The organism is Gordonia amicalis (assembly GCF_022059885.1).
GTDB lineage: Bacteria > Actinomycetota > Actinomycetes > Mycobacteriales > Mycobacteriaceae > Gordonia > Gordonia amicalis.
The window spans coordinates 1,930,965-1,955,253 of record NZ_CP091855.1 but is presented as its reverse complement, the minus strand read 5'-3'; the positions used below and the strand labels follow the sequence as shown (position 1 = coordinate 1,955,253).

At 67.4% G+C, this 24,289-nt stretch carries 19 protein-coding genes and 2 pseudogenes; 11 read left to right on the top strand and 10 right to left on the bottom strand.

Annotation, left to right across the window (positions count from 1 at the left end):
- Nucleotides 1–46: 46 nt before the first annotated feature.
- The 3 genes from IHQ52_RS09005 (at nucleotide 47) to IHQ52_RS08995 (ending at nucleotide 2,428) form a co-directional block, all read left to right on the top strand.
- Complete coding sequence (locus tag IHQ52_RS09005; RefSeq protein WP_006438203.1) at nucleotides 47–859, top strand: bifunctional allantoicase/(S)-ureidoglycine aminohydrolase; 813 nt, start codon at nucleotides 47–49, stop codon at nucleotides 857–859.
- Nucleotides 860–900: 41 nt separating this feature from the next.
- Complete coding sequence (locus tag IHQ52_RS09000) at nucleotides 901–1,806, top strand: alpha/beta hydrolase (RefSeq protein ID WP_081598273.1); 906 nt, start codon at nucleotides 901–903, stop codon at nucleotides 1,804–1,806.
- Between the two features lie 163 nt (nucleotides 1,807–1,969).
- Nucleotides 1,970–2,428: a TIGR03086 family metal-binding protein gene (locus IHQ52_RS08995; RefSeq protein WP_006438201.1), complete on the top strand. Its 459-nt coding sequence runs from the start codon at nucleotides 1,970–1,972 to the stop codon at nucleotides 2,426–2,428.
- Between the two features lie 214 nt (nucleotides 2,429–2,642).
- On the opposite strand, the gene IHQ52_RS08990 is transcribed toward IHQ52_RS08995, so the two are convergent.
- The gene (locus tag IHQ52_RS08990) at nucleotides 2,643–3,365 is read right to left on the bottom strand and encodes an aspartate/glutamate racemase family protein (protein ID WP_006438200.1); all 723 of its coding nucleotides are present in this window, start codon (nucleotides 3,363–3,365) and stop codon (nucleotides 2,643–2,645) included.
- A gap of 20 nt (nucleotides 3,366–3,385) precedes the next feature.
- Nucleotides 3,386–4,939 (bottom strand): NCS1 family nucleobase:cation symporter-1, encoded by a 1,554-nt coding sequence (locus tag IHQ52_RS08985; protein ID WP_006438199.1) that lies wholly within the window; start codon nucleotides 4,937–4,939, stop codon nucleotides 3,386–3,388.
- A gap of 248 nt (nucleotides 4,940–5,187) precedes the next feature.
- Here IHQ52_RS08985 and allB point away from each other — a divergent pair, with 248 nt between their 5' ends.
- The 5 genes from allB to IHQ52_RS08960 all read left to right on the top strand — a co-directional run bounded on the left by allB (nucleotide 5,188) and on the right by IHQ52_RS08960 (nucleotide 13,345).
- On the top strand, nucleotides 5,188–6,582 hold the full coding sequence (gene allB, locus IHQ52_RS08980; RefSeq protein WP_006438198.1) for an allantoinase AllB: 1,395 nt from the start codon (nucleotides 5,188–5,190) through the stop codon (nucleotides 6,580–6,582).
- A gap of 153 nt (nucleotides 6,583–6,735) precedes the next feature.
- Complete coding sequence (locus IHQ52_RS08975; protein ID WP_238064195.1) at nucleotides 6,736–9,084, top strand: helicase-associated domain-containing protein; 2,349 nt, start codon at nucleotides 6,736–6,738, stop codon at nucleotides 9,082–9,084.
- A gap of 339 nt (nucleotides 9,085–9,423) precedes the next feature.
- Complete coding sequence (locus tag IHQ52_RS08970; protein WP_159405873.1) at nucleotides 9,424–10,551, top strand: IS30 family transposase; 1,128 nt, start codon at nucleotides 9,424–9,426, stop codon at nucleotides 10,549–10,551.
- 141 nt (nucleotides 10,552–10,692) lie between these two features.
- Entirely contained in the window at nucleotides 10,693–11,619 is a 927-nt protein-coding gene (locus tag IHQ52_RS08965) for an oxygenase MpaB family protein (RefSeq protein ID WP_006438196.1), read from the top strand.
- Nucleotides 11,620–11,674: 55 nt separating this feature from the next.
- The gene (locus IHQ52_RS08960) at nucleotides 11,675–13,345 is read left to right on the top strand and encodes a DNA repair helicase XPB (RefSeq protein WP_332490534.1); all 1,671 of its coding nucleotides are present in this window, start codon (nucleotides 11,675–11,677) and stop codon (nucleotides 13,343–13,345) included.
- A gap of 58 nt (nucleotides 13,346–13,403) precedes the next feature.
- Here the strand turns inward: IHQ52_RS08960 and IHQ52_RS08955 are convergent, their stop codons facing one another.
- Together IHQ52_RS08955 and IHQ52_RS08950 are read right to left on the bottom strand one after the other, a co-directional pair.
- Nucleotides 13,404–15,167, bottom strand: a complete 1,764-nt coding sequence (locus IHQ52_RS08955; RefSeq protein WP_006438194.1) for a protein kinase domain-containing protein — start codon at nucleotides 15,165–15,167, stop codon at nucleotides 13,404–13,406.
- A 141-nt stretch (nucleotides 15,168–15,308) separates the two neighbouring features.
- Entirely contained in the window at nucleotides 15,309–15,866 is a 558-nt protein-coding gene (locus IHQ52_RS08950) for a hypothetical protein (protein WP_040004991.1), read from the bottom strand.
- A 101-nt stretch (nucleotides 15,867–15,967) separates the two neighbouring features.
- Between IHQ52_RS08950 and IHQ52_RS08945 the strand changes: the two genes are divergently transcribed.
- Entirely contained in the window at nucleotides 15,968–17,134 is a 1,167-nt protein-coding gene (locus IHQ52_RS08945) for a pyridoxal phosphate-dependent aminotransferase (RefSeq protein WP_006438192.1), read from the top strand.
- Nucleotides 17,135–17,682: 548 nt separating this feature from the next.
- Here IHQ52_RS08945 and IHQ52_RS08940 read toward each other — a convergent pair.
- Nucleotides 17,683–18,666: an LLM class F420-dependent oxidoreductase gene (locus IHQ52_RS08940; protein WP_238064194.1), complete on the bottom strand. Its 984-nt coding sequence runs from the start codon at nucleotides 18,664–18,666 to the stop codon at nucleotides 17,683–17,685.
- 167 nt (nucleotides 18,667–18,833) lie between these two features.
- Here IHQ52_RS08940 and IHQ52_RS08935 point away from each other — a divergent pair, with 167 nt between their 5' ends.
- Nucleotides 18,834–19,466, top strand: coding sequence for a histidine phosphatase family protein (locus IHQ52_RS08935; RefSeq protein WP_006438190.1), 633 nt, complete (start codon nucleotides 18,834–18,836; stop codon nucleotides 19,464–19,466).
- A gap of 33 nt (nucleotides 19,467–19,499) precedes the next feature.
- Here the strand turns inward: IHQ52_RS08935 and IHQ52_RS08930 are convergent, their stop codons facing one another.
- The 5 genes and pseudogenes from IHQ52_RS08930 to IHQ52_RS08905 all read right to left on the bottom strand — a co-directional run bounded on the left by IHQ52_RS08930 (nucleotide 19,500) and on the right by IHQ52_RS08905 (nucleotide 23,536).
- Nucleotides 19,500–20,369 (bottom strand): TIGR03619 family F420-dependent LLM class oxidoreductase, encoded by an 870-nt coding sequence (locus IHQ52_RS08930; RefSeq protein ID WP_238064193.1) that lies wholly within the window; start codon nucleotides 20,367–20,369, stop codon nucleotides 19,500–19,502.
- Nucleotides 20,362–20,835 carry a nuclear transport factor 2 family protein gene (locus IHQ52_RS08925; RefSeq protein ID WP_238064192.1) on the bottom strand — a complete coding sequence of 158 codons (474 nt, stop codon included), beginning with the start codon at nucleotides 20,833–20,835 and terminating at the stop codon, nucleotides 20,362–20,364. The genes IHQ52_RS08930 and IHQ52_RS08925 overlap by 8 nt, the downstream gene beginning before the upstream one ends.
- Nucleotides 20,836–20,846: 11 nt before the next feature.
- A complete protein-coding gene (locus IHQ52_RS08920) occupies nucleotides 20,847–22,007 on the bottom strand; it encodes an Rv3169 family protein (RefSeq protein ID WP_477190250.1) in 1,161 nt (386 codons plus the stop codon).
- 76 nt (nucleotides 22,008–22,083) lie between these two features.
- Nucleotides 22,084–22,595 (bottom strand): annotated as a pseudogene (locus tag IHQ52_RS08910) (transposase); the annotation flags it as partial.
- Nucleotides 22,510–23,536, bottom strand: a pseudogene (locus IHQ52_RS08905) (IS481 family transposase). The pseudogenes IHQ52_RS08910 and IHQ52_RS08905, both read right to left, overlap by 86 nt.
- A gap of 136 nt (nucleotides 23,537–23,672) precedes the next feature.
- On the opposite strand from IHQ52_RS08905, the gene IHQ52_RS08900 reads away from it, so the two are divergent.
- Nucleotides 23,673–24,260 carry a class I adenylate-forming enzyme family protein gene (locus IHQ52_RS08900; RefSeq protein WP_006435423.1) on the top strand — a complete coding sequence of 196 codons (588 nt, stop codon included), beginning with the start codon at nucleotides 23,673–23,675 and terminating at the stop codon, nucleotides 24,258–24,260.
- Nucleotides 24,261–24,289: the final 29 nt, after the last annotated feature.

Here is a 24,289-nt window from a genome sequence, read left to right as displayed (position 1 = left end):
GAACCCCAAGCCCACCATGACCATTTCCGACTCGAAGGATTTCTCGATGACCGCGTCGCCGTACTACACACCCGCCGGCGGACTTCCGCCGCAGACCGATCTGCTCTCCGACCGCGCGGTGGTCACCGAGGCCTACACGGTGATCCCGCGTGGCGTGCTCCGCGACATCGTCACGTCGGTCTTCCCCGAGTGGACCGACACCCGCGCCTGGGTGATCAACAGCCCGGTTCCCGGTGGCGCGCAGACCTTCTCCCAGGCGATTGTCGAGGTCGCCCCCGGTGGCGGATCGCCGGCGCCGGAACCACAGCCGGAGGTCGAGGGATTTCTCTTCGTCACCGCCGGCGCGCTGACCGTCACGGTCGCGGGTGAGGAGCACGTACTGACCGAGGGCGGTTTCGGCTTCCTGCCGGCGGGCACCGAGTGGTCGGCGCACAACGCCGGCGACGCCCCCACGTCCTTCCACTGGATCCGCAAGCGCTACCAGCCGATTGCGGGTCACACGCCGGCGCCGAAGTTCGGCAACGAACGCGACATCGAGCCCTCCCCCATGCCCGACACCGACGCGTGGAGCACCACGCGGATGCTGGATCCACAGGATCTCGCGTACGACATGCACGTCAACGTCGTCACCTTCAAGCCGGGCGGGTCGATCCCGTTCGCCGAGACCCACGTGATGGAGCACGGGCTGTACGTCCTGGAGGGCAAGGCCGTCTACCGCCTCAACGAGGACTGGGTCGAGGTGCAGGCCGGGGACTACATGTCGCTGCGCGCCTTCTGCCCGCAGGCCTGCTACGCCGGTGGACCGTCGAATTTCCGGTACCTGCTCTACAAGGACGTGAATCGGCAGATCGTGCTCTGACACAGGCACTCCGGCGAGACGTGTTCCATACACTCTCGATCATGACCCGAACCGACATCCACGTCCCTTCCGGTGAAGGCTTCTGCGCGGCATGGCTCTATCAGCCGACCCCGCCCCGGCAGGAGGGCACATCACGGCCGGTCATCGTGATGGCTCACGGGCTGGGCGGCGTCAAGGAGATGCGCCTCGACGCCTTCGCCGACCGCTTCACCGCGATGGACTACGCATGCCTGGTCTTCGACTACCGCCATTTCGGTGGGAGTTCGGGCGAGCCACGCCAACTGCTCGACATCAACGAGCAACTGCAGGACTGGGAATCGGCCGTCGCGTACGCGCGCACCCTCGACGGCGTCGACCCCGACCGAGTCGTGTTGTGGGGAACATCCTTCGCCGGCGGCCACGTGATCATCACCGCCGCTCGCGACACTCGTGTCGCCGCCGTGATCGCGCAATGCCCGTTCACCGACGGCATCGCCTCTGCGTGGGCGATCCCGACACTGAGCTCGATCAAGATCACCGGCCGCGCTCTACGCGATGCCATCGGGGCCAGGTTCGGCCGGCCTCCGGTCATGATCCCGACCTACGGTCCGCCCGGATCGACGTCGCTGATGTCCACCCCGGACAGCATCGCCGGCATCACCGCGCTCATCCCGGAGGGCAGCGACATTCCCGAGGAGGTGGCCGCACGGTTCGGTCTCGACATCGTGCGCCACTTCCCGGGCCGGCAGGCACGCAACGTGACCTGCCCGATCTTCTTCGCCATCTGCGAGCGCGACAGCGTGGCGCCACCTCGACCGACCCTGAGGTACGCAGCCCAGGCGCCACGCAGCGAGATCAAGCTCTACGACGCCGGCCACTTCGACATCTACGTCGGCGACGACTTCGAGCGCAACGTCTCCGACCAGCTCGATTTCCTCAGCCGACACGTCCCCGTGAACCCGGGATGACTGCGGTGGCGCATTTGGGTGCACGCCTGGAGCACCACGTCAACGTCGCGCGTTCTGCCCGAAGGCCGGCTACGCCGAGGCCGCACGACGTCGCCGGCCGATGAGAAGTCCGCTGTTGGTCGGTCAGTCCCGGTGAGTACCCGGAGACGACGAGAGGGAGCGCATGTCCACCGACAACCCCAAGGCGCGATCGATATCGGCAGCTGCCGATCACGTGGTCGCCATGACTGCCACGATCGCCGATACGGAACTGGCCCGTCCGACCCCGTGTCGCGACCTGAACCTCGCCGCCCTGCTGACCCATGTTGACGGCCTGTCGCAGGCGTTCTCGGCTGCGGCACGCAAAGAGTTCGGCCCGCTGACGTCGACGCCGCCAGACCCGACGCAGAACCAGCAGACCCAACTGCCGTCGGAGTGGCGGGACGATATGCAACGTCACGTGCACGACCTCGCGGATTCGTGGGACGATGATGCCGCCTGGGAGGGGATGACCCAGGCCGGCGGTGTCGAGTTGCCCGCCGAGATCATGGGGATGGTGGCACTATCGGAACTGGTGCTACACGGCTGGGATATCGCGCGCGCCGCGGGCATCTCGTTCGATGTGCCCGATGAGATCCTTTAGGTCGTCTTCGACTTCCACTTCCCACCGCAACCGCAGGACGAGCGCGACGGCATGTTCGGACCGGTGGTCGAGGTGCCCGACGATGCACCCCTCGCCGACCGGCTCGCCGGCTTGACCGGTCGGGACCCGCGGTGGTCTCGGACAACCGCACAGAACTAGCCGTTGTGCGGGCCTCATCTCCGGACGCCCCTCGGACGGAACGGATACCCGTCGATCAGATCGTGAACGGCCAGCCGGTGATCTTCTTCTCCCGCGGCTTGGCGTAGGTCCGGACCTTCGACGTCGAGAGTCCCATCCGGACAAGACCTTCGGCGATCGTGACGGCCGAGCGCACACCGTCGACGATCGGCACGCCGGTCGCGGCGCGGACCTGTTCCTCGAGTTCGGCCATCCCGCCGCAGCCGAGGCAGATCACCTCGGCGTGGTCGTCGGCAACCGCCTGCCGGGACTGTTCGACGATCGCCTTGACCGCCCGTTCCGGATCCGACTCGAGTTCCAGCACACCGAGACCCGAGGCCCGGACCGATGCGCAGCGCTGGTCGAGTCCGGCGAGCTTGAGCCGGTCCTCGATCAGCGGGACCGTGCGGTCCAGCGTCGTCACGACCGAGAACCGGTGACCCAGATACATCGCCGTCGACGCCGCGGCCTCGGTGATGTCGACGACCGGGACCTCGAGGAGTTCCTGCAGTCCCTCGCGTCCGTGTTCGCCGTACCCGGCCTGGATGACGGCGTCATACGGCTCGGGGTAGGCGAGGATCGCGTCCATCACCGCGATCGCGGCGAGGTAGGACTCGAAGTTGCCCTCGCACGAGTCGGCACCGAACCGTGGTGTGATGCCGACGATCTCGGTGCCGGGCGAGGCGACCGAGCGTGCCGAGGAGGCGATGGCCTCGGTCATCGACTCGGTCGTGTTGACGTTGGCGACGAGGATGCGCATCGGATCTTCCTCCGGGGTTGTCAGTGGGTGCTGGGGACGGAGATCGGCTCACCCGACACCTCGGCGAACGGTCCCCGGCGGTCGGCCACCAGCAGGTAGACGACCGCGCCGAGACCGGCACCGATGAACCAGGAGAACTCCGAGACCACCTCGAAAGCCGAGACGAAGGCCATCACCAGGGCGATGGCGGCCGTCGGGACCAGGGCGACGATGGCCCGCATGTTCACGCCGTTGCGGTAATGGTAAGCGGCATCCGGGGCTTCGCTGAACAACGCGGGGACGTCGATCCGCGAGCGTCGGACGAGCCAGTAGTCGGCCATGACGATGCCGAACAGCGGCCCGAGGAGCGCACCGAGTCCACCGAGGAAGTAGTTGATCACCGCGGGCGAGTTGTAGAGATTCCACGGCAGGATGACCAGGCCGATGACCGCCGCGACGAATGCTGCACGCCGGAAGTCGAGGTGGCGCGGAAACAGGTTGGACAGCGCGTAGATCGGGGCGACGAAGTTGGCCATCAGGTTGACCGCCACGGTCAGGATCAACAGCGCCAGGCAGGCCAGCACCAGCAGGAAGGTGTTGGGCACGGTCTGGACGATGTCCGACGGCGACTCGATGACGCGGCCGTCGATCCGGAACTGGGCGCCGGCCAGGACGACCACGATGCCGCCGAACAGCAGCATGTTGAGCGGGATGCCCCAGAAGTTGCCGCGCACGATCGCCTTTCGCGATTCGGCGTTGCGGGTGAAATCGCAGAAGTTCAGGACGAAGGTGCCGTAGATGGCGACCCACAGGCTGGCGCCGCCGATGATCTTGAGCCACATGTCGACACCGGTGAGCGAGTCGGGCGTCGACCACGCGATGCTCCAGTCGGCGTTGCTCAGCATCCAGATGGCCAGCGCGACCATCGTGATCAGGATGACCGGACCGGCGAAGGCCTCGTAGCGACGGATCATCTCCATGCCGTAGCTGACGATGATCACCTGGATGACCCACAACGACACGAAGGAGATCCAGCCGAGGGTCGAGAGCCCGAGGAACCGGTTGGTGTCCAGATCGGCCGCACCCGGGAACAGCGCGACCAGCATGATCCGGAGGACGACGGACGCGAGGTAGGTCTGGATGCCGAACCACGCGATGGCGACTCCACCGCGGATGAGGGCCGGGATCTGCGCGCCGCGGATGCCGAACGAGATTCGGCTCATGACCGGGAACGGCACACCGGTCTTCTCGCCCATGAAACCGGAGAGGTTCAGAAGCAGGAAGAGGAAGACGCCGCCGAGCACCAGCGCCGTCAGGATCTGCCAGCCGCCCAGTCCGAGCGCGAAGAGGCCGATCGCGAACGCGTAGTTGCCGAGGCTGTGAACGTCGTTGGCCCACAACGTGAAGATGTTGTAGCTGCTCCAGCGTCGGCCGACGCGGCTGGTGGGCGCCAGGTCGTCGTTGTACAGCTTGGGACTCAGCCCGGCCGGGACGGTTCCGGTCACACCGTGCGCGTCCTCGGCGACGGGGATGCCGGTCCGGGACGTCGTCGACGTCGCCTCGTCGCGCTGGATCGTGAACGGTTCAGTGCTCATCTCTGCACTTTCGGTCGGACGGTCGATGACCGCGCTCGTACACTCGCGAAGTTTCCGTGATGTGGAATTAGTGTTCCGCGTGCGTGAAGGTTATCCGCATCGTCAGGGGCGTTGTCAATAGCACCGCCCAGCACTACTCGCGAGCCGCGTTTCCGAAATAGCATCGCAAGATTCCACGATGAGGAATCTGCTGGGTTAGTCTCTGGACCGACCCCCGGACACGGCGACCACCCAAGGAGTCCCGCCCCATGACCGCAGAAACCGGTGCCCCGACCCCTCTCTCCGATTCCGCCTCCGACGTGACCGAAGCGCCGTTCGACCTGGTCGTGCGGGGCCGCCAGACGCTGACGACGGCCGGTATCGTGGCGCGGGAGATCGGCATCCGCGGCGGGCGTGTCGTCGCCATCGAACCGCTCGGGAGCGGACTGGCCGGCCGCGAGGTCATCGAGCTGGCCGACGACCAGGTGATGATCCCCGGACTGGTGGACACCCATGTGCACGTCAACGAGCCCGGCCGCACCGAATGGGAGGGCTTCGACTCGGCCACCCGTGCGGCGGCCGCCGGCGGCGTCACCACGCTCATCGACATGCCGCTCAACTCGATCCCGCCCACCGTGAACGTCGACGCGCTGGCCGAGAAGCGCGCAGCCGCGCAGGGCAAGACGCACATCGACGTCGGTTTCTGGGGCGGCGCCATCCCCGGCAACGAAGACGACCTACGCGGACTGCACGACGCGGGCGTGTTCGGCTTCAAGTGCTTCCTGCTGCACTCGGGGGTCGACGAGTTCCCGCACCTGACGGCCGACGAGATGGAAGCCGACATGGCGAAGCTCGCCGAGTTCGACTCGCTGATGATCGTCCACGCCGAGGACTCCCGCGCCATCGACAACGCCCCGTCACCGGAAGGCGACGACTACGCCCGCTTCCTCGCGTCGCGGCCGCGGGGCGCCGAGAACCTGGCGATCGCCGAGGTCATCGAGCGTGCGCGATGGACGGGCGTGCGTGCACACGTGCTCCACCTGTCCTCGTCGGACGCCCTGCCGATGCTGGCCAGCGCGAAGAACGACGGGGTGAAGATCACGGTCGAGACCTGCCCGCACTACCTCACCCTGCTGGCCGAGGAGGTGCCCAACGGCGCGACGGCCTTCAAGTGCTGTCCGCCCATCCGCGAGGCCGGCAACCGCGAGTTGCTCTGGGAGGGACTGCTCGACGGCACGATCGACTGCATCGTCTCCGACCACTCGCCGTCGACCATCGATCTCAAGGACCCCGAGAACGGCGACTTCGGCGTCGCGTGGGGCGGCGTCGCGTCACTGCAGCTCGGGCTGTCGCTCATCTGGTCGGAGGCCAAGAAACGCGGCATCGACCTTCCGCAGGTCATCGAGTGGATGGCGTCGAAGCCCGCGGATCTCGCCGGCCTGCCGACCAAGGGCCGCATCGCCCTCGGCTGCGATGCCGACTTCGCGATCTTCGAGCCAGAATCCGCCCATATCGTCGACGTCAACCGGCTCCACCACAAGAATCCGGTGAGCCCGTACGACGGCCGCGCGTTGGCCGGGGTGGTCACGGGGACCTGGGTTCGCGGACAGCGGGTCGACTTCGAGACCCCGCGGGGTCGGATGCTCCGCCGCGGCGACGTCTGAGTACGCCCGACGCGTCGCGTCATGCCGGTTGAGCCGACACCGAGCGTAGCGAGGCGTCGCGTCGAAACCCCGCCCGCCACCGAGCGTAGCGAGGCGTTACCACCGCCCACAGCCAGAACAGTGCCGGATGCCCCACCCGGTAAGCTCGATCGAATGAGTTCGGATGACCAGCACGCCGGCCTGGCCGATGAGTTGGCCGCGCGTTCCGACGACGAGCTCACCGAACTGCTGATCGAACGCCCCGACCTCGCCTCCCCAACTCCGCAGGGCACCCGGGTCCTGGCGCAGCGTGCTCTCTCGGCGGCGTCGTTGGCGCTGGCCGGGGAGGATCTCGACGTCCTGGCAGTGACGGTCCTGGAGCAGGCGATCGCGCTGGGCAGCCGTAGTACCGCGAAGACCAAGCGCCCATCGGTCACCAAGATCGTCAAGGCGCTGTCCGGGCGCGCCGACGCCGATGCCGTCCGGGCGCGCATCGACCTTCTCCGACGCCGCGCGATCCTCTGGGGCGACAAGACCTCTCTCTGCGCCGGCGAGCACGTGGAGTCCGCGATGCCGTGGCGGTCATCGCATCTCACCGGCCCGATGGCGGGGCGGACCGGCGAGGAGATCGCCGCGATGATCGCCGATCTCGACGAGCGACCGAGAGAGCTCCTGGAGACCCTCGCTCGCGGTCCGGCCCTGGGTCGCAGCCGCGACGCGGCCCCCGACGCCGACCCGTCCACGCCGGTCGCACAGCTGATCTCGTCGGGACTACTGGCCCGCGTCGACAATCAGACCGTCGAACTCCCACCCATGGTCGGAGCGGTGATCCGCGACGAACCAGCCTGGCGCACCGATGATCTCACTCCCCCTCCGTTGCACGAACCGGGTCTCAAGCCCCGCTTCCCGGCCAAGGCGGTCGACGCCGCGGCGGGCGGCGAGGCACTCGAACTCATCCGCCACCTCACCTCGCTGATCAACGTCCTCGGCGCCACCCCCGCCGCGGTCCTGCGGTCCGGAGCGCTGGGCGTCCGCGAACTCCGACGCCTCGCCAAGCTCACCGGCATCGAGACCGGGAGCGTCGCCTTCCTGATCGAACTCGCCGGTTACCTCCGGATCATCGACGCCGGGTTCCCGGAACCTCCGCCGCCCAACGACTCCGGCGAGCAGGCCTTCGCCCCGACCTCCACCGCGGACACCTGGATGCACCAGCCGCGCGAACGCCAGTGGCTGTCCCTGGCCGACGCCTGGCTGCACATGCCCCGCCGCGCCTGGCAGGTCGGCGACCCCGACCGCGACGGCAACGCGATGGCCACCCTGTCCGCCGAACTCCACGACGCCTACGCCCCCATCCAGCGGCAGCTCATCCTGTCGACGCTCGCCCACGCCGATCCGGCGGTCGCGGTGTCGCCCGACGCCGTGCTGGCGAACCTGCACTGGCATCGGCCGCGCCAGATCCGACGCTTCAGCCGACGCCTCGTCGCCGAAACCCTGCGTGAGGCACGCGAAATCGGCCTCGTCGCGCACGATGCGCTGACCACCGTCGGCCGGGCCTACACCGTCGAACCGCCGGCCGACGCCGATCCCGCCGACGCCGACGCCGCGGTCCTGGCGGCGATGCGGGCCGTACTGCCCGAGCCGGTGGACCACTTCCTCACCCAGGCCGACCTCACGCTCACCGTGCCGGGCCCGATGACACCGGAACTCGCCGAGCAGGTCGAACTCGTCGCCGACCTCGAATCCGGTGGCGCGGCGTCGGTGTACCGGATCACCCCGGAGAGCGTGCGCCGCGCGCTCGACGCCGGACGCAGCAGCAACGAGCTGCTGTCGATGTTCACCACCCATTCGAGAACTCCGGTGCCACAATCTCTTTCGTATCTGATCGAGGACGTCGCCCGTAAGCACGGACAGTTGCGGGTCGGCGTCGCGTCGGCCTTCATCCGCTGCGAGGACTCGACGGTCCTGGCCGCGGTGCTGCGCAGTCCGGCCGCCGAACCCCTTGCGCTGCGGGCGCTCGCCCCGACCGTGGCGATCTCGCCGTCGGAGGTGCGCGAGGTGATCGATCAGCTGCGCGCCGCGGGATTCGCTCCGGCAGGCGAGGATTCGTCGGGCGCCGTCGTCGACCTCCGCGAACGCGGCAGTCGCGTCACCGTGTCGCGGGCACGTCGCCAGAGCCAGCCGCGCCGCAGCGCGCCGTCGGCGGAACAGCTGCGTTCGGTGGTCGGACGGATCCGCTCGACCGACCGCGCCGCGGCGGCCACCCCGGTACGCACCACCTCGACCTCGACACCCGTGCGGGCGACCGGCGGCGGCGAGTCGGCCACCGCGCTGATCCAGCTCGCACTGCGCGCCCACCGGCGTCTCCGCGTCGGATATGTCGACGCCCAGGGGTCGGCCAGCCGCCACGTCGTGACCCCGAAGGTCCTCGGCGCCGGCCAACTGGTGGCCGTCGAAGACGGCAGCGACACCGAGCAGCGGTTCTCCCTGCACCGCCTCACCAGCGTCGAGCTGCTCGACGCCTAGTCTGCGCCGGTCCGGCGAAATTCTCGTCCCCCTGAGCACCACCCGAGGGCATATTGCCCCGCGGGTTCAAGTGGTGCGTGCAACGTCCTGTGAGGATGTTGGGAGACCCGTGTGGGCAGGCGTGGTGGTCGGATTGTGGGCCGGGAGTCGGTGGAGAAAAGGTTCTTCGCGGCGTTTGATCGGGGAGAGTCGGTGGCTTCGGCCGCTCATGAGGCGGGGATCGGCTACAACGCCGCGTATCGGTGGATCCACCGGTCGGGTAGGAAGCTGCCGAAGCGGTCATCCAAGTGGCGATCGGACGAGGTCAAAGAGCAGTTCTGGGCCGAACTCGGGTCTGGCATGCCGGTGGCTGCTGCTGCGCGGGCGGTCGGCGTGTCGAAAGCGGCGGGTCGGGACTGGTTCAGCAAGGGTGGAGGGGTGCGCCCCGCTACCGAGCGCCGTGATCTCGAGGCCTCGGCCTCGGTGGGTCGTGGCCGGTTGACTTTCACTGATCGCTGCCGGATCGAAGAACTGATGCTCGCCCACTATCGGCCGGCTCGAATCGCGGCGTTGTTGGGGCGGCCGCGGTCGACCATTACTCGCGAATTGGACCGAGGCAGAACGAATCCGGGCCAACGGTACCGCGCGGTGATCGCCCAAGCTGCGGTCGAGAACAAGGCACGACGACCCAAGGTGATGAAACTGCAGCCGGGTACGGCGTTGTGGAACGAGGTGGCCTCGCGGTTACGGAAACGGCATAGTCCTGAACAGATCAGCAACTGCTTGCGGATCGATTTCCCCAGCGAACCGGAGATGTGGGTGTCACACGAAACGATCTACCAAGCGCTCTACGTCCAAGGGCGTGGCAGCCTGCGTGAGGAGATCAAACGTGCGTTGCGCAGCGGCCGCGTCCGCCGGATACCCCAGGGACGCACGACACGGCCTGGACCGGTCAGGAACATGGTCAACATCAGCGAACGGCCAGCCGAGGCGAACGATCGTGCGGTCCCTGGGCACTGGGAAGGCGACCTGATCATGGGTGCGGGAAACAGATCGGCGATCGGCACTTTGGTCGAGCGCACCACCGGCTTCGTGATGCTGCTACACCTGCCTGACGACCACTCCGCTGCCACTGTGGCAGAGGCGATGACTGCCGCGATTCCCAAGATTCCCGAGGTCATGCAGCGTTCGCTGACCTGGGACCAAGGATCCGAGATGGCGCTGCACACCAAGATCACCGAAGCGACCGGTTTGCCGATCTACTTCTGCGATCCACACAGTCCCTGGCAACGAGGCACCAACGAGAACACCAACGGGCTACTGCGCCAATACTTTCCGAAAGGCACGGACCTCTCAGTGCATGGGCCCGGAATCCTGGCCAACGTCGCAGCCGAACTCAACGGTCGGCCACGTAAACGCCACAACTGGAAGACACCCACCGAAGAACTCGACCGGTTACTACAATCCGACGAGTCATCTGTTGCATAGACCCCTTGAAAGCGCCCCCTTGGACACCCTTCAGGGGGACGAATTTCTCAGCCGTCCGGCCGCCCAATGGAACGACCTGTGACATCCGTCTCAGAATCTTGGTAGGCTCACGGGTACTCAGCCGAGGAAAGTTGGCCCGTCATGACCGCTGTGCGCCCTCTCGCCGACGCTACCGCCGACGTCCCGGACACCTACCAGCACGACCTGGTATCGAGGATCAAACCGCCGTCACGACGCCGGCGTCCGGTGACACGCCCCGCCGACCTCGTCACCGTCATCGGTCCGACGCTCTCCGTCGCGAACGTGATCATGCAGCTGTCCAACCCGAAGGTCGGGTACGGCGTCCACGAGAGCCGCGTCCCGCGGGGCAACGCCATCAAGCGCCCGACCAAACGGGCCCGCACCACCGGCACCTTCCTGGCCGTCGCGCTGATGGGCAGCGACGAGGACAATGCCTACATCCACGAGTTCGTCGGCCGTGTCCACGACCAGGTCTACTCCACCGAGACCAGCCCCGTCCGCTACAGCGCCAACGATTCGCGTCTGCAGCTGTGGGTCGCGGTGTGCCTGCTCAAGTACTTCATCGACCAGTACGAACTGATCTACGGACCGCTCACCGAGGCCGAGAAGCAGATGGTCCTCACCGAGGCGCATCCGCTCGGCACCGCGCTCAACGTCCCCCGCGACAAGTGGCCGGCCACCTACGACGAGCTCCTCGTCTACTGGAACAGCCAGCTGGCCGAACTGCGGATCGACGAGCCGGTGCGCCAGGAACTACGCAATCTCGCCGACCTCTCGTTCCTCGAGTTCCGCGCCGGCGTCGTGGGCACCGTCGCCCACAAGACCCTCGGCGGTTTCCTCACCTACGCCATCAACGCAGGCCTCCCCCCGGAGTTCCGCGCGATGATGGGCTGGACCTGGACCGAGGACGACGCCCGCCGCTACCAGTCGATTCTCGCCGCGATGCGCGTCGTCGACCCGGTCGTGGCACCGCTTCTGCGGGGTATTTTCCGGCTGAACATCGTCGACCTGCGGGTGCGCCGACGGCTCGGCATCCCCGTGTTCTGACCCACAAAGAGGCCCGTCGCTGACAATCGGTGCTCCCATCTGGACAATGGAGCGGGTGACCGATGGACCCCTGATCGTGCAATCCGACAAAACGCTGCTGCTCGAGGTCGACCACCCCGACGCGCCGGCGGCCCGTGCGGCGATCGCACCCTTCGCCGAGCTCGAACGTGCCCCCGAGCACGTGCACACCTACCGGGTCACGCCTCTCGCCCTGTGGAATGCGCGCGCCGCGGGTCACGACGCCGAACAGGTCGTCGACGCGCTGGTCACCTACTCGCGCTATGCCGTGCCGCAGCCGCTGCTGATGGACGTCGTCGACACGATGGGCCGCTTCGGCCGCCTGCAGCTGGTGAAGCACCCGGCGCACGGACTGACCCTCGTCAGCCTCGACCGTGCGGTGCTGCTCGAGGTCATGCGCAACAAGAAGGTCGCCCCGATGCTGGGTGCGCAGATCGACGACGACACCGTCATCGTCCATCCGTCCGAGCGCGGCCGCCTCAAGCAGGTGCTGCTGAAGGTCGGCTGGCCGGCCGAGGACCTCGCGGGTTATGTCGACGGCGAGGCGCATCCCATCGCCCTCGCCCAGGACGACTGGCACCTGCGCGACTATCAGGAGATGGCGGCCGACTCGTTCTGGGCCGGCGGCTCCGGTGTGGTCGTGCTGCCGTGTGGTGCGGGCAAGACGATGGTCGGCGCGGCCGCGATGGCCAAGGCCGGCGCCACCACACTGATCCTGGTGACCAACACCGTCGCCGGCCGGCAGTGGAAGCGCGAGCTGATCGCCCGCACCACGCTGACCGAGGAGGAGATCGGCGAGTACTCCGGCGAGCGCAAGGAGATCCGTCCGGTCACCATTGCGACCTATCAGGTGATGACGCGAAAGTCGAAGGGCGAGTACAGGAATCTCGACCTCTTCGACTCCCGCGACTGGGGCCTGATCATCTACGACGAGGTGCACCTGCTGCCCGCCCCGGTCTTCCGCATGACCGCCGACCTGCAGTCGCGCCGACGCCTCGGCCTCACCGCGACCCTGGTCCGCGAGGACGGCCGCGAAGATGACGTCTTCTCCCTCATCGGCCCCAAGCGTTACGACGCCCCGTGGAAGGACATCGAGGCCCAGGGCTGGATCGCACCCGCCGAGTGCATCGAGGTCCGCGTGACGCTCACCGACGAGGAGCGCCTGCAGTACGCGGTCGCCGAGCCAGAGGAGAAGTACAAGCTCTGCTCCACCGCGCACACCAAGGTCAACGTGGTGAAGGCGATCCTGAACAAGCACCAGGGGGCGCCGACGCTGGTGATCGGCGCCTATATCGACCAGCTGGAGGAGCTCGGCCGCGAACTCGACTGCCCGGTCATCCAGGGGTCGACGAAGAACAAGGAGCGCGAGATCCTGTTCGACCGCTTCCGTTCCGGCGAGTTGCAGACGCTCGTCGTGTCCAAGGTGGCGAACTTCTCCATCGACCTCCCGGAGGCGTCGGTAGCCGTCCAGGTGTCGGGCACCTTCGGGTCACGCCAGGAAGAGGCCCAGCGCCTCGGTCGCCTGCTGCGACCGAAACACGATGGCGGACAAGCCCACTTCTACTCGGTGGTGTCCCGCGACACCCTCGACGCCGATTACGCCGCACACCGGCAGCGGTTCCTCGCCGAGCAGGGTTACGCGTACCGCATCACCGACGCCGACGACCTCCTCGGCCCGACCATCGGGGACACCACCTCCGCGGACTGAGTCAGGCCCCGACCCCGGCGGCGAGACCCGCCGGGGTCGACCACGCCCCTGTCCCCCGTCAGATCTCGACGAGGCAATATCCGATCGACTCCGGCTGGAAGAACGTCCAGCGGGCTTCGCCCGTGGCGCAGGTGACCGACGAGGTGGCCCGTGTGCTGACGCGCGCGAGTACCGTCCGCAACGCGGGCGCACTCGTGCACGGAACCTCGCGATAGTCCGACAGCGACCCGCCCTCCTTCGGGATCAGATAGCAGAGCCCCTGGTAGAAATTCGGTGTGAGGCACAGCTTCCGGGTGCTGTTCGGGAAGGTCAGCGTCGAATTCTGTTCGCTGGCACAGGACGTGGATGCGGGGATGATCGACGCGGTGTAGAAGTTCATGCCCGACGAGTCGCAGTCGACCTTCGACGCCAGCACCGTCGTCGACGACCCCGCCTGCATGGCGATGCTGACGCATTCGCCGAGTTGCACGTCGTCGGGTCCGGTGACCGACAGTGGCGTGGTGTCGGTGGTGCGGGCCGCGGGACTCTGGCCCGGGGTGGTCCCGGCGGACTCCGTGGGGCCGGCTGCGTTCGTCGTCGATGTCCCCGACGCCTCGGGTGGGCTCGACACCTTGGTCGCCACGTAGACGATGCCACCGACGATGGCGAGGACCAGCACGAGCGCGAGCGCACCGAGCGCGATCAGTACCCCCGACCCCTTCTTCCCGGGCGGCGGCGTCGGGTATCCGGGTTGCGACGGATACCCCTGGTAGCCGCCGGGATACGAACCCGGTGGCGGTTGTCCGGGCGAATACCCCGGCGACCCGGTGCCGGGCGAAGCCCCGGCATACGACGGTTGACCCCCGTAGGGCGGCTGCGCGGCCCGAGGCGATTGCTGCGGCCCATGGCTCCCCGGCCGCTGATACGGAGCACCGATTCCCGGTCCGGGCGTCGAACCGGGGGCTGGCAGCGGCGGCCCCTTGGACAGCTTCGGCGGGTCCGGTGTGGTGAGTGCTCGTTCGAGTTCGACGCCGAACTCACGGCACGAGCGATAGCGGCGTTCGGGTTCCTTGGCCAGTGCGCGACTGAACACCGCGTCGGCCGCGGGCGAGATCCCGGGACGCAGGCTCGACAGTCGTGGCGGCATCGACTGCAGATGGTGGGCGATGATCGACGCCGTGCCGGAGCCCTGGAACGGTGGCCGGCCGGTGAGGAGTTCGAAGACGGTGGCGGCGAGCGCGTACTGGTCGGCGCGGCCGTCGACGGTGTCGCCGAGCAGTTGCTCCGGCGCCGCGTAGGCCACGGTGCCGAGGAAGACGTTGGTCGACGTCAGATGGCTGACGTCCTGTTCCGACTTGGCAATCCCGAAGTCCGCGAGCAACACTCGCGGTTCTGGACTGTCGAGGCCCTGGAGCAGGATGTTGGCGGGTTTGACGTCGCGGTGCAGCAGGCCGGTGGCGTGGGCACGGTCGAGGGCGGCGCCGACGGACCGGACGATGGCGATGACGGTCTGCGGATCGAGTCCCTGCGGAGTCTTCCGCAACAGTTTGAGGGCGTCGATGCCGTCGATGAACTCCATCGCGATCCACAGATGACCGTCGTACTCACCGGAGTTGAAGATGGTGACGATCGACGGATGCACGACACTCGAGGCGTGTTCGGCCTCCTTGACGAACCGCTGCCGGTACATCGGGTCACGGCTGAGTTCGGCAGGCAGGACCTTCAGCGCCTCGTTGCGCGGCAGGTGCGGGTGTCGGGCCAGATAGATCTCGCCCATTCCGCCCCGACCGATGAGTCGGATGATCGTGTATCCGGCGAAGTGCTCCCCGGGGTTCCGCGGCATCGCCCCTCCTCATCCTTCTCGGCAGGTTGTCCAAGTCTGTCACCTCCAGATCGTGTGCGGCGACCACAACGTGTCCCGGCGTCGCTCAACCGGACCACCCCGGAACGATGCGGCGGTGGCCCGGTCGAGGGGCGATGAGGGTCAGGCGCCGGACAGCGACGCCAGGCAGTAGACGCGCGGTTCCGGCTTCTCGTAGGTGGCCTTGACCTGGCCTTCGGCGCATTCGAGCGAGCCGTCGCCGGTGGTCTCGACGCGATAGATCACGGAGTCGGGGCCGGCGTCGGCGTCGCAGTCGACCTCCTTGAAGTCGACCAGCGACCCACCCGCGGACTGCGGGATCGAGTAGCACTCACTCTGAGCGAAGTTCGGCATCAGACACAGACGGTCGGAGGTCTCGGGGAAGGTCAGGTAGTTCTCGAACTCGCCGCACTCGCCGGACACGATCTGCGACGCGATGAAGGTCATCGCGTCGGCGTCGCAATCCGACTTCGTCGCCTCGACCGTTGCATCGTCGCCGCCGGCCGTCCTGACCTGCACACATTGACCGATCGCCACATCCGACGGCTTGGAGACGTTGTTCGTCACACGCTCGACCGACGAACATCCGCCCAGCACCACCAGCGCGGCGCACGCCACGATCGCGATGATGCCCGCGGGTCGCACGCGACCAGACGTTCGAACCTTCGCCGGCGCTGTCATGCGAGGATCGTACGCTGCAATGACGTTGCAAAGCCCGGGAATCAGGCAGGTCAAACGCGGTCCGGACGCTGCACGGCCCGGCGATGTGCCACCCTGGACGCATGTCATTCGAGAGCAGGACCGCGACCCGTCTGCGGCCGTTCATGACCACGATCTTCGCCGAGATGTCGGCGCTGGCCGTCGAGCACGACGCCATCAACCTGGGGCAGGGTTTCCCCGACACCGACGGTCCGGAAGCGATGCTCGAAGCCGCCCGGCGCGCCATCACCGACGGCCACAACCAGTACCCGCCCGGGATCGGGGTCCTGGAACTGCGGCATGCGGTCGCGCGCCACCAGCGCGAGCACTACGACCTCGACTACGACCCCGACCGCGAGGTTCTGATCACGGTCGGCGCGACGGAAGCGGTCGCGGGTGCCATCGTCGGGATCATCGAGCCGGGCGACGAGGTCATCATGATCGAGCCGTACTACGACGCCTACGCCGCGACCGTCGCGATGGCCGGTGGTGTCCGACGCGTCGTACCGCTCGTCCCCGACGGCGACGGTTTCCGCCTCGACCGCGAACGTCTCGCGGACGCCTTCGGCCCGAAGAGTGCCGTGTTCATGCTGAACACGCCGCACAATCCGACGGGCACCGTGCTCTCCGAGGACGACCTCGCCGAAATCGCCCGCCTGTGCATCGAATTCGACGTCATCGCGGTGACCGACGAGGTGTACGAACACCTGCTCTTCGACGGACGCACCCACACCCCGCTGGCGACCCTGCCCGAGATGCGCGAGCGTACGCTCCGGATCTCCAGCGCCGGTAAGACTTTCAACTGCACGGGCTGGAAGGTCGGCTGGATCAGTGGACCACCTGAACTGGTCGCCGCGGCCAAGACGGCCAAGCAGTACATGTCCTACGTCGGTTCCGGACCGTTCCAACCGGCCGTCGCGCACGCACTCGACAACGAGATCGGTTGGGTCCGTGGATCGGCCGCCGCGCTGCAGGAGAAGCGGGATATGATCACCGACGCGCTACTCGACGCCGGCTTCGACGTACATCGCAGCGAGGCAACCTATTTCGTCTGCGCCGATCCCCGCCCCCTCGGCATCGACGACGGCATCGAGTTCTGCCGGTCGTTGCCGGAACGGATCGGCGTCGCCGCGGTCCCGGTCAGCGTCTTCGCCGACGACCGTGAACCCTGGCACCACCTCGTACGCTTCGCCTTCGCCAAACGCGACGACGTTATCGCCGAAGCCGCGGAACGGTTGCGAAACCTCTGAGCTCCGCCCCCATGCCGGTTCAGCCGACACCGAGCGAAGCGAGGCGTCGCGTCGAAACCCGCGCCCAACCCCACGCCGGTTGAGCCGACACCGAGCGAAGCGAGGCGTCGCGTCGAAACCCGCGCCCAACCCCACGCCGGTTGAGCCGACACCGAGCGAAGCGAGGCGTCGCGTCGAAACCCGCGCCCAACCCCACGCCGGTTGAGCCGACACCGAGCACAGCGAGGCGTCGCGTCGAAACCCGCCCGCCGCCACACCCCATGCCGGTTGAGCCGACACCGAGCACAGCGAGGCGTCGCGTCGAAACCCGCGCCCAACCCCACGCCGGTTGAGCCGACACCGAGCACAGCGAGGCGTCGCGTCGAAACCCGCCCGCCGCCACACCCCATGCCGGTTGAGCCGACACCGAGCACAGCGAGGCGTCGCGTCGAAACCCGCCCGCCATCACACCCACCGACCCGCTCAACCAGCATGGCGCGAGGTTTCGACGCGGTGGGTCGCTCCGCTCGCCACCGGCTCAACCAGCAATCCCGCTGCCTCAGATCCACTCAGCGCAGCGCGGGCACCACCTGCTGCTCGAAGAGTTCGAGATCCTCACGGTCGTGGGCGATGTTCGGGAAGTAGAAGATCCCGTAGGACATCCCGACTTCCTCGAGCCCACGCAGGTTCTCCGCGACCTTGTCCGGCGTCCCGACCGCGGGCATCCCGCGGAACGCCCCCATGCTGCCCGACGCCGCGTCGGGTCCGACGATCTTCGCGAGCCGCGTCTCGAGGTCGGCGAGCTTGCGCTCCACGTCGGCGTCGGTCGCACCGAGCATGACGTTGTAGTTCGACGACCGGACGATCGAATCGAAGTCGCGTCCGAGGTCGGCGCAATGCTGCCGGAGCACCGACGATTTGTGGGCGAACCCTTCGGGAGTGCCGTCGAAGTTGGTGTAGTCGGCATACTGCGCCGCGATCCGGAGCGTCTTCTTCTCTCCACCGCCGGCGATCCACAGCGGCAGCTTCCCGGCAGTCGGCTGCGGTTGGCAGATGGCGTCGTTGACGGTGTAGTGCTTGCCGTCGAGGGTCGCGCGGCCGGTCTCCCACGCCTGCTTCATGATCTGCACGCCCTCGTCGAGACGGGCGAGTCGCTCTCCTGCCGAGGGAAATCCGTATCCGTAGGCGCGCCACTCGTGTTCGTACCAACCGCCGCCGATGCCCATCTGCACGCGCCCTCCGGAGATGAGGTCGGCGGTGGCGGCGACCTTCGCCAGGTACATGGGGTTGCGGTAGCTCATCGCGGTGCACATCTGTCCGATGTCGACGCGACTGGTGGTCGCGGCCAGCGCCGACACCAGCGTCCAGGCCTCGTGCGTGGCCTCGTCGGTCGGCAGCGGGACGGTGTGGAAGTGGTCGTAGACCCAGACCGAGTCCCAGCCGGCGGACTCGGCGCGGTTCGCCACCGACGACATGACCTCCCACTGGTTCGCCGGGTCGATACCCACGAGATCAAGCCGCCAGCCCTGGGGAATGAAGAGTCCGAATCGCATGATGTCCAACCTACGCACTGACCGCGGCACCGACACACCGCCGCGTCTGCCCGTCGCCACGATAGTCTGATACTGGATATTCCATCCATAGATGAGTTCGTCGACTCGCCGCCGGCTGCCACGACATCGCCGCTGGTCGATCCATCGACAATTCGGGAGAAGGACACATGACAGCAGGCGACCGGCCTGAATACGATACGAACATCCTGCACCAGGAGCGGTCCCGGCTTCGGCGGGAGATGCTGATCGACCGGCCGTGGACCGAGGTGATCCTGGTCCGCCATGCGCAGCAGTCCTTCGATCCCGATGATCTGGAAGCCGGCGGTGCGGCCGGGCCGGGGCTCTCCGCGATCGGGTCCAGGCAGGCGCGGCTGACCGGCGAACTCCTCGCGGACGAGCCGCTGACGGCCGTCTACTCGAGTCGGTTGACCCGCGCGGTGTCGACCGCGGACGCCGTCGCCGCCCTGGCCGCAGCACCTCTGACGACGCAGATCCGGAACGACCTGCGGGAGATCGAGATGCACGGCGAGCAAGCCGAAGACGGGGCGTCCGTGCGCGACCGGCTCCGCGGTGCACTCACTGCGATCGCCGAGGAGCATTCCGGGCAGACCGTCGCAGCGGTGAGCCACGGCGGTGCGATCAGCACGTTCCTCGCCTCCCTACTGGGGGTCGAACGGGACGTCTTCTTCTTCGCCGCTCACGCCTCGGTGACCCGGGTTCGCCACCACGACGGGGCATGGGCCGTGCAGTCCGTCAACGAGACCGGCCACCTTCGCAGCCACGATCTCATCAGTCACTGAGCGGTCGACGCGCCATCGGCGTCCGGCCTGCCGCTACTCGCTACGCGGCCGGATGTGCTCCCGCGCAAACCGCCGGAGACCGTCGAGCGCCTCACCGGACCGGCTCCACGGCGCGACGATGACACGGTCGATCCCGCTCGCGGACCAGCCCTCGGCGTCGACCGCGCCCTGATGCGCGGCGACGGTGGTCTGCAGTGGCCGCGACCGTCCGGAATCTCGCTCTGCGGCACGCAGTCTGGCGAGCGGCGCGGCCACGGACGCGGGAGTGTGGTGCATGCCGATCCACCCGCCACCCCGGGCCGCCGCCCGCCGCAACGCCGGGGCCGATTCGCCGCCGATGTGCAGCGGCGGTCGCGGCTGCTGGACCGGCTTGGGCTCGAAGCCGACGCTCGGGAACTCGTGGTGCGCACCCTGGTAGGCGAAACTCTTCTGGGTCCAGAGGCCGTCGAGCACGTCCAGGGTTTCGTCCAGCAGTTCGCCGCGCCGCGCGAAATCGACTCCGACGAGGTCCCATTCGGCCTCCGACCACCCGGCGCCGACGCCCAGTTCGACGCGACCTCCGGACACCACGTCCAGCGTCGCCACCGCGCGTGCCGCCACGAACGGATGACGCAGCGCGGGCTGGTACACGTAGGTGCCCAACCTCAGCGTGGTGGTGACCGCCGCCAGTGCAGCGAGGTGAACCATGACGTCGAAGATCGGCGAATGCGAGGAGATCGGGAGCTCGCCGTCGGGGTACTTCTCGCGATCCACCTCCTCGGGCAGCATGAGATGGTCCGACATCCAGATCGATTCGTACCCGGCGCGCTCGGCTTCGATCGCGACATCTCGCCACAACGCGGGGTGGACCCGGAGCAACGACACCCCGTACCGCGGACCGTCCGACCGTTCCGCCTCAGCCATGGACCTCACCGCGCACATCTCCGTCCGGGCCGACCTCGCCCTCGCGGGTGACCCGTCGGTACGAGAAGCGCCAGCCGCTGTCGGTGAGCGTGTATTCGTCGGTGTACCGGCCCCATTCCGCCAGCCCGAAGTGCCTGATCAGCGCCACATAGGCGGTACCGCGTGCGGTGCGCGGCCCGGCCATGTCGATGACATGGGTTGTCAGGTGGTGGAATACGCGGGCACTGACACCGGTGTCGCGGATCTCCGCCAGCCAGGCCGACTTCACGCCCTCGAAGAATCCCTGGATGTCCTCGTGCCCGGTGTACCTGCGTGGTGCGGCGTCGAGGTCGACGAACTCGAGGGTGCCGTCGGCGGTGAACAGTCGGGCTTCCTGTTCGGTGCGGCCGGTGTCGCCGTAGAGGTTGTAGCGGGCGGCGAGATCTCGGATCTCTTCGCGGGCGGCCGCTTCGTCCGGTTGCATCATCTCTTCTCCGATCAGCCGATCCCGCGATGCGGCAGCGAGCCGCGCGCCATGACCGTGCAGTACCCGGTGGTGGTGACACCGTCGACGACGATCTTCGCGAACTGTTCGCGGTGGCCACTCGGGGTCGGATCACCGTCGAGCAGTACGGCTTCGGGTGGAACCAGTTCGTAGACGTCGTGTTCGACGAGGTCGCCGCGCGGCACCCCGAGGCCGCGGCCATCCCGGTAGCCTCCGTCGTACCCGGTGCCGGCATAGGCCCACGGGTCCAGCAACGGAGTGGCCACGATGTCGTGGCGGGCACCCGCATCGGTCTCCACCTCGAGCCGCACCGACCGATAGGTTCTCGTCCCCGGCACGAACTCCGTTGTCACATCGGCGATCACGACGGTCGAATGCCGGCCGTCGACGCCGATGACCTCGCCGTCGAGGTAGGTCACCGTGCCGCGCTGGTTCTCTCGCCTGGACACACAGACACAGAAGTCGGCGGTCGCCGCGTACAGCACCGTGTGCATCATCGGCGCCGCGGTACGGGCCGCCGGATCGGCCACCGAACGGTCGATACCGCCGACGCCCGGACGCACTCCCCAGGAATGATCGCGCACCGCCCACCAGTCGTCGACGCTGATGCGGACACCGTCGATCGACAGCCATCCGTCCCAGCGGCCGATCTGGTTGTAGCGGGTGATCTCCTGGGTGACCCGGCCGGTACTCGCGTCGAGGTAATGCTCTTCGGTGTACGGGTCGAATGCGGAGGTGAACACCAGGTCGGCGGCCAGCGGGGTGCTGTCACCGGACCACGCGACCCGAACCGTGCGATACGGCTCGAGGATCGCCACCGCGAGGTCACCGACGGCGGACTGCGCGGTCGCGGTGGTCAGTGGTCTCGACCATCGCGAGTTGAACTGACGACCGCCGCGCTGGACCGCTCCGTACCCGTCGCAGACCCGATGTTCTTGTACAGGGCCATGCCGGAGATGAACCCGGCGTCGCCGGCGGGATCGACGCCGGCAAACCAATATCGGTCGTAGAACCGCGGGTCGGAGGTGCCGGCGAACCCGAACGGCCACGGCACCTGATGCATCAGGGTCTCGTCGAGCGGGTGCAGGGCGCGCGTGTTCACCGGTCCACCTCGAATGCCTTGTCCAGCGCGCCGAGCAGATAGCGGGGCGCATAGTCCAATCCCAGAAGCGCGTCGAGCAGGGTGCGCCGCTCGTTGACCAGGCGGCCGAGCCCGCAACTCGACGTGGGCCACGAGCTTCGCTGTTTTTGGGCGCTTGGCGGCCTGCTGGGCTTTCCACTGCGCCACCAACGCCCGATACTCGAGCTTCCCGCTCCTGGTTGCGGCGTTGCGCCGTAGCTCTACGTGAGATCGTGGCCGGACTGCGCCCGATCCGCCGTGCGATCTCACGCACCCCACGATCCTGGGCGCGTAGCAGCGCGATCTCTTCCCGTTCGGCGAACGATAGATAGCGGCCCGAAGGCTCATCCAGACTCAGCGGCCTCATGCCGCCAGCGTGGCGGAACCAGCGTGTACCCACCGGCACCGACACACCGACAGCGATCGATGCCTGCGCCGTGCTCACCCCCGTCGCGACCACCCGCCAAAACTCACGTTGCACCTGCCGCGACGGCTCCGGCCGCCCCGGCGATCGCATCGCCGGCCGAAGTGCACGATCAGCACGCCACTGCCGACGAACACCTACCGCCACATCGCTGGTCTTCCAACTCCAGTCCGCCGTAGCCACCGCGAACACCTCCATGATCATGGTGTTGCGACGACCAGTTGAATCCGCCGGGTCTGTGGTGATTGTAGTGATGAACCCAGTCCTGGTAGGTCTGGGCGCGGGCCTCGTCTGACAGGTAGGTCTGGGCGTAGGCCCATTCCTGGTTCAGCGTCCGGTTGAATCGTTCGACTTTGCCATTGGTTTGTGGTCGGTACGGACGGGTACGTTTGTGCGTGATCTCGGGACCCAGGGTTTGCTTGAAAAGGTGTGAGCGGTAGCAGGATCCGTTGTCGGTGAGTACCTGTTTGACGGTGACTCCGTGACTGTTGAAGTAGGCGTTCGCACGCGACCAGAATCCGGCGGCGGTCTCTTTACGTTCGTCGCCGAGGATCTCGGAGTAGGCCAGTCGGGTGTGGTCATCAGACGGCGTGATGAACGAAGGCGTAGCCACGACCGTTCTTCTTGTCGTTGCGGTTACCGATCGTGCGTCCGAGTTTGCGGTGTCCGCCGCCGTTGGGGATCCGGCCGAGTTTCTTGATATCGACGTGGATCATGTCGCCGGGCTCTGGATGCTCGTAACGGCGTGGTCGAGGCCGGCGGACGACCAAGCCCGTGTTGTGGTCGAGATGCCGTAGCAGCGGCATCTGATACCGGCGTAACACCGCTCCGACGGTGCTGCAGGGCAGTTGGAGGTGGTAGGCGATGCGGTGTGGTCCCCAGCGGCGGGTGAAGCGCAGGTTGATGATTCGCCGTTCGCAGCGTGTGGGGGTCCGATTGGGGCTGCGGTGGGGTCGGCTGGATCGATCAGCCATCGCCGCGGGCCCGCCGTCCCGATAGCGGTCGGCCCATTTCTTGGCTGTGGTGGGCGAGCACTGGAACCGTTCGGCGGCTCGGCGGATCGACCAGCCCTCATCGATGATCACCGAAGCGAGTTTCAGACGCCCCTTTGGGGTCAGTAAGGCATTAGCGTGGGACATGAGGACCTCTTGGTAGCGGCGTGTGTTGTGGTAACCACACCGATACCGGAGGTCCTCACCTATTCACTGGCGCCACACCGTCCACAACGTCCCTGGTCATTACAGCTACGGCGCCAGCGAGGTCGGCACCACCTGCATGATCAGCGCACAGGACTGGCTCGACCGCCCCGGCTCGGTGGGACGGGCGGTGCCTCCGTTCGAGGCCTACATCGCCGACGAGCACGGCAACCCCGCACCACCCGGTACCGAAGGGCCCCTGTGGTTCCGGGACACCTCGGGGCACGGGATCAGCTACACCTCCGGCGTGCGTAGCGGCAACGAGTTCACCCTCGGCGAGATCGGTCGCATGGATGCCGACGGTTACGTCTGGATCACCGACCGGTTGTCGGACATGGTGGTGTCGGGCGGAGTCAACATCTATCCGGCGGAGGTCGAGCAGGCGCTCTGCACCCTGCCCGAGGTTGCCGACGTCGCCTGCTTCGGGATTCCCGACGAGGCGATGGGCGAGCGGCTGGTCGCACTCATCGTGCCGGCCGACAGTGCGAAGCCGCCGGACCCCGCCGACATCGCGACCCGTGGTCGAGCCCTCCTGGCCGGTTACAAGATTCCCAAGGAAATCCATCTGACCGACTCCCTACCGCGCACAGCCGTGGGGAAGCTGGACAAGAAGGCGATGCGATCGCGTCACGCGGTGAAGGTCGACGCGGTGAAGGTCACACTGTAGGCGATCGGCGTTCCCCTACGGTGCATCCA